The sequence below is a fragment of the Effusibacillus lacus genome, assembly GCF_002335525.1.
GTDB lineage: Bacteria > Bacillota > Bacilli > Tumebacillales > Effusibacillaceae > Effusibacillus > Effusibacillus lacus.
In genome coordinates, this window is the sequence record NZ_BDUF01000109.1 from 37,558 (window position 1) to 43,147 (window position 5,590).

The 5,590-nt window shown below is 46.0% G+C and carries 2 protein-coding genes and 2 pseudogenes; all 4 read left to right on the forward strand.

The features are described 5' to 3' along the window. On the forward strand, nt 1-1,179 hold a 1,179-nt coding region (locus tag EFBL_RS20770), incomplete at its 5' end, for a (Fe-S)-binding protein (protein WP_172899748.1). A gap of 304 nt (nt 1,180-1,483) precedes the next feature. After that, nucleotides 1,484-2,356 (forward strand): annotated as a pseudogene (locus tag EFBL_RS21530) (sigma-54 interaction domain-containing protein); the annotation flags it as partial. Between the two features lie 773 nt (nt 2,357-3,129). Then, nucleotides 3,130-4,502: pseudogene (gene gabT / locus EFBL_RS18095) on the forward strand (4-aminobutyrate--2-oxoglutarate transaminase). After that, nucleotides 4,499-5,590: aldehyde dehydrogenase family protein (locus tag EFBL_RS18100; RefSeq protein WP_231705877.1), on the forward strand; the 1,092-nt coding region annotated here is incomplete at its 3' end. The pseudogene gabT and the gene EFBL_RS18100, both read left to right, overlap by 4 nt.

The window sequence follows — 5,590 nt, forward strand, 5'->3', positions numbered from 1 at the left end:
ATCGGATTGTCTAATGTTGAGGACCTGTCCTGGAAGCAGCGCGTTAACCTGGCTGCCTGTATTAACTGTGGCCGATGCGATTCGGTGTGTCCTGCTTATGCCAGCGGCAGAGAGTTAAGTCCCAGAGCGATAGTACAAAAGTTGAAAAGCACCTATGATAAATTCAATATTCAAACGGAGGGATTTTTCAGTTCAGGCCTTATCACGGAGAACGAAGTATGGAGTTGCACCAATTGTGGGGCCTGTGTGGAAGAATGTCCGGCGATGATTAATCACGTCGATTATATCATAGATTTGCGCCGGTATCTGGTCGCTGAAAATCGACTGGAGCAGCAAAAGACAGCTGTCTTTTCCAACTTGGACCAGAATTATAATGCCTTTGGCCTTCCCTCTTACAAAAGGAATGATTGGCTGGAAGAGTTAGGTGTTCCTTTGCTGGAGCAACACCGCAATGCCGAATACCTCTATTATATTGGAGACGCTGGAGCCTACGACCCCCGGGCACAACAAGTGGTGAAAAGTTTTGTGAAAATATTGCAAGCTGCTGAAGTGGATTTCGCCATCATGTCACACCAAGAACGGAATGAGGGAGAAATTGCAAAACGTATGGGGGAAGAGGGGCGTTTTCAGTTGATTGCCATGGAAAATATCGCAACGTTCGAATTCTATGATGTGAAGAAGATCATAACCCATGATCCCCACAGCTTCAATATGCTAAAAAACGAATATCCTGAGTTTGGCGGCCACTATGAAGTGATCCATCATACCGTATTAATCCATCAACTGCTTGAACAAAACCGGTTGCCTGTCACAACGAAGAAATTGGAAAAAGTCGTCTTCCATGATCCCTGCAATCTCAGCCGATGGAACAGTATTGTGGACGAACCCCGTCAGGCATTGTCCCATGTACTTGATACTCCACTTTTAGAGATAGAACAATCCAAAGACCGATCTTTTTGCTGCGGAGCTGGAGGTGGTAATTATTGGTACAAGGTTCCTGAACAGGAAAAAATAAGTACACTGCGCTTGCGGCAATTGACGAGCGTAAACCCTCAGACGATCGCAGTCGCTTGTCCGTACTGTCTTATGATGATGGAGGATGCCGTCAGAACATCGGAGCTAACCGTGAAAGTACGTGATTTAGCGGAGCTTGTGTATGATGCAATGGAATACCGGTAAATTTAACCGCTTATTATACGAAAACCGTTTCTTCTTGAATAATTAACTAAGGGAACGGTTTTCTATATTTTCTTAATATTATGGACAAATAGAAATACAAAAGAATATAGTTATGTATAATAGGACTGCGTTTCTCATGTTGGGGGGAAGGAGATGGGTCATGAAAGAAGGAAATCAGCATAGCAATGTCTCTCTGATAACCAATTTTGAGCCAACAGGTGCTTCATTACCTAAAAGCTGGGCAGATTCCTTTATTGCTCACAGCGAAAATATGAAACTGGTAAAAAAACAAGTGGAAAAAGTTGCAAATGTATCCTCAACAATTTTGCTTATCGGGGAATCCGGAGTAGGTAAGGAGGTAATCGCCAGGCACATTCATCTTCTGGGTCCCCGGTGTGATAAACCGTTTATTAAGGTCAACTGTGGAGCAATTCCCGAGAACCTTCTGGAATCTGAGTTGTTTGGTTATAAAAAAGGAGCTTTCACAGGTGCCGACCCCAACGGAAAAGTCGGTTATTTTACACAAGCCAATGAGGGGATTATTTTTCTCGATGAAATCACGGAAATGTCCTTGCATCTTCAAGTCAAGCTGTTAAGGGTAATACAGGAACGAGAAGTTATCCCTTTAGGCGGAGTAGACCCCATAAAGTTGGATGTGCAGATTATTGCGGCAACCAACAAAAACATCGAAGCACTGGTAGAAGAGCGACTTTTTCGACAAGATCTGTATTACCGGCTCAATGTGGTCCCAATATACATCCCTCCTTTACGAGAAAGACCAAGTGATATCCCCTACCTGACCGACCACTTTTTGACCAGATTTAATCTAACTTATAACAAACAGGTTGTATTGACTCTCGATGCCGTAGATTTGTTAAAGGATTATCCATGGTACGGCAACATACGCGAGTTGGAAAATACTATTGAGAGAATTGTTGTCACCTCAGAGTCATCATTGGTAAATTCCAACATGCTTTCTGACTATATCTCCAGACCCAAGGCCGGGGGAGGGAAGCCAAATCCGCTTGTTACCCAATTGATGCCCCTTCAGGAAGCCTTGGAATCTGTTGAAGAACAGTTAATCCTAATGGCGATGAAGCAGTACAAATCGATTAATCTTGCAGCCAAAGCACTGCAGATAAGCCAACCTACAATGAGTCGCAAGTACCAAAAATTACGGATCAAATTGGAGAAAGAACAGTTGTCAGAAAGTTTCTCTCCGGAACGAAGACAAGTTTTGGAAAGTGAATTGGACAAACAATTACGCTCCGTTTCGATAGTTCTGGCCGCATCTTTAAACGTGGAATCTATCAAAGCTCTGGCAAGCAATATAACAGCAGAGAATCCCCATTACCGGAAACTTCAATCCTGGTTGACGATGATACGCGAACAGGAAGGAGAGATTGAATGGAGTTACATTTGGAAAACTACGCCTGATAATCGGGTCATTAACCTGGTTGCGGATAAAAAATTGGATATCAAACCGGGACAAGAATATAAAGGTCCTCCGGAAATGATAAACTCCGTACTGGAAGGAATGGAAGGAAAAATTGTGATATCCCCCAAATATCATGATATGTACGGTGATTGGAAATCAAGCATTGTGCCGATCAAGGACGAAAAGGGACAAGTATTTGCCGTGTTAGGGGTGGACTTCAGCGTGCAATATATTGAAACTCAAATTGAAAAGCTTAATAGGTTGTTAAAAAAGTAGCTATTGAAGACACTGGAACACCCGAGTTGGGTGTTCTTCTTTGATTTATTCAAAAATGAATGGTCAATATGTAACAATGAATAGAAGTTTTTAGAAATACAAGATGGAGCCTTGAATCATGCAAGCGACTATTAGGGTTTCCGGATGCGGCTTATTTAGCAAAGGTTGGCATGGTTTGTGCAAGTGAAGATTGTTAGGCAATCATATATGCCGACTTACAAGGGGGGGTGAACTGAATGCATACGACAAGGCAATTTGTCTCGGTTTCAACTCCGATTCCAGGCCGCCAATCTGCGGAATTATTGGAAAAGCGCCAGCGGTATGTGCCGAGGGGAGTGGGAAATAACGCTCCAATTTTTGTCAAGAAAGCGGAGGGAGCGCTCATTCACGATGTGGATGGTAACGTGCTCCTGAATTTTGCCGGTGCGATCAGCACGTTAAACGTGGGACACTGCCCTCCGGAAGTGGTGTCAGCCATTCAAAAACAGGCCGAGCAGTATATCCACTCTTGTTTCCATGTGGCCATGTACGAACCGTATGTGGCATTGGCTGAGAAATTGGCAGAGATTACACCGGGGCGATTTCCAAAAAAGACTATTCTGTTAAACAGCGGTGCGGAAGCGGTGAAAACGCAGTAAAGATCGCCCGCAAACACACGGGGAGGAGCGGAATTGTCTCGTTTACCCACGGGTTTCATGGAAGAACCCTATTTGGCATGTCACTGACCAGCAAGGTAAAGCCTTATAAATTCCAGATGGGTTCATTTGCACCTGCAACCTATAAAGCACAGTTTCCTTATCCTTTGCGTCGCCCAAACGGTATGAGTATCGAGGAGTACTCACGTTTTTGCCTGAGACAGTTCAAAGACTTTCTGCATACCCATGTTGCTCCGGAAGAGATCGTCGCTGTCATTATGGAGCCGGTGCAAGGAGAGGGCGGGTTTATCGTTCCGCCAAAATCATTTGTTCAACAGGTAGTTGAGATTTGCAAACGCCATGGAATTTTCTTCATCGCGGATGAAATCCAAATGGGGTTTGGCAGGACGGGGACACTGTTTGCCTCCACTCAATTCGATATCGAACCCGATTTGATCACGTTGTCCAAATCCCTCGCGTCCGGGATACCGATCAGTGCCGTAACCGGAAGAGCGGAAATCATGGACGCCCCGAATTCGGGTGAATTGGGTGGAACCTATGGAGGCAGTCCCATCGGCTGCGTTGCAGTCCTTGCCGTCATTGAGAAAATAGAACGGGAACATTTGCAGGACAAAGCACTTGAGATAGGCAAGCGTATTCGCGATACCTTCATCTCTTTACAACAAGAGATTCCATGTATCGCAGAAGTTCGCGGACTAGGGGCGATGTGTGCGGTTGAATTCTCCGATCCTTTCATGGGCCAGCCTGCAACAGAATTTGTCGCCAAATACGTGAAAGCTTGTCGCGAAGCCGACGTAATCGTGCTGAGTGCCGGAATACACGGCAATGTTGTCCGTTTCCTGACGCCGCTGGTGATCACTTTCGAGCAATTGGATGAAGAATTGGGCATTATGTCAGAAACATTGCAAAAGATGTACAAGTATAGCGAACTCAAGGGAAAGGATGTCCAATGAAAAAACATCTCTATGTTAACGGAAAATGGAAAGAAGCGCATAACTATCTTCCTCTTACCGCTCCCTATACGGGTGAATTGATTGCCGAGGTTGCTCAAGCCGATAACCAGGATGTAGAGGAGGCGATCCTAGCTGCACAAGCCGCAACCCGGATTATGAGCAGCATGCCTGCAAGTGAACGATCTGCAATTTTGGAGAGGGTGGCGGATCTGATTTTTCACCGCCAGGAGCAATTGGTGCAGCTGCTTTCGCTGGAAGCAGCCAAACCGTTGAAAACAGCCAGAAGAGAAATCGCGAGAACCATTCAGACCTATAAGTTCGCGGCAGAGGAAGCGAAACGAATTCACGGAGAGACTGTTCCGCTTGATGCCGCACCAGGGGGAGAAGGACGGTTCGCGTTTACCGTGAGAAAGCCGATTGGCGTTGTCGGAGCGATCACACCCTTTAACTTCCCGTTCAATCTGGTGGCCCACAAAGTAGGTCCGGCGATTGCAGCGGGTAATACGGTCGTTTTAAAACCAGCCGGCCAAACACCTCTCAGCGCCCTGGTGCTGGCCGAGATCTTTGAAGAAGCCAAACTCCCCGCAGGAGCTCTCAATGTCATCCCTGGTAGAGGTTCTGTAGTCGGGGAAATGCTCGTTCACGATCCCCGTGTTGCAGCAATTACCTTTACTGGCAGTCCGGAAGTGGGCATCGCAATCAAAAATAAAGCGGGTTTGAAACGCGTTACGCTTGAACTGGGAGGTAACTCGGCTGTTATCATCGACAAAGACGTGGAAATCTCCCAAGAGTTGATCGACCGATGTGTATGGGGAGCGTTTATGTTCAGCGGCCAAGTGTGCATTTCGATTCAACGCATCTATGTTCATGAAAGCCTGTTTGGGTCATTTTTAACAGCTTTTCGGAATGCAGCGGAACGATTGGTTGTGGGAGATCCATTTGAGGAGACTACCGATTTGTCGGCTATGATCTCAGCAAATGAAGTGGAAAGGATCGACAGTTGGGTATCCGAAGCTGTTTCACAAGGAGCTGTAGCCGAAACTGGGGGAAAGCCATTGTCATCCCGCTTGTACCCCCCGACCATCTTA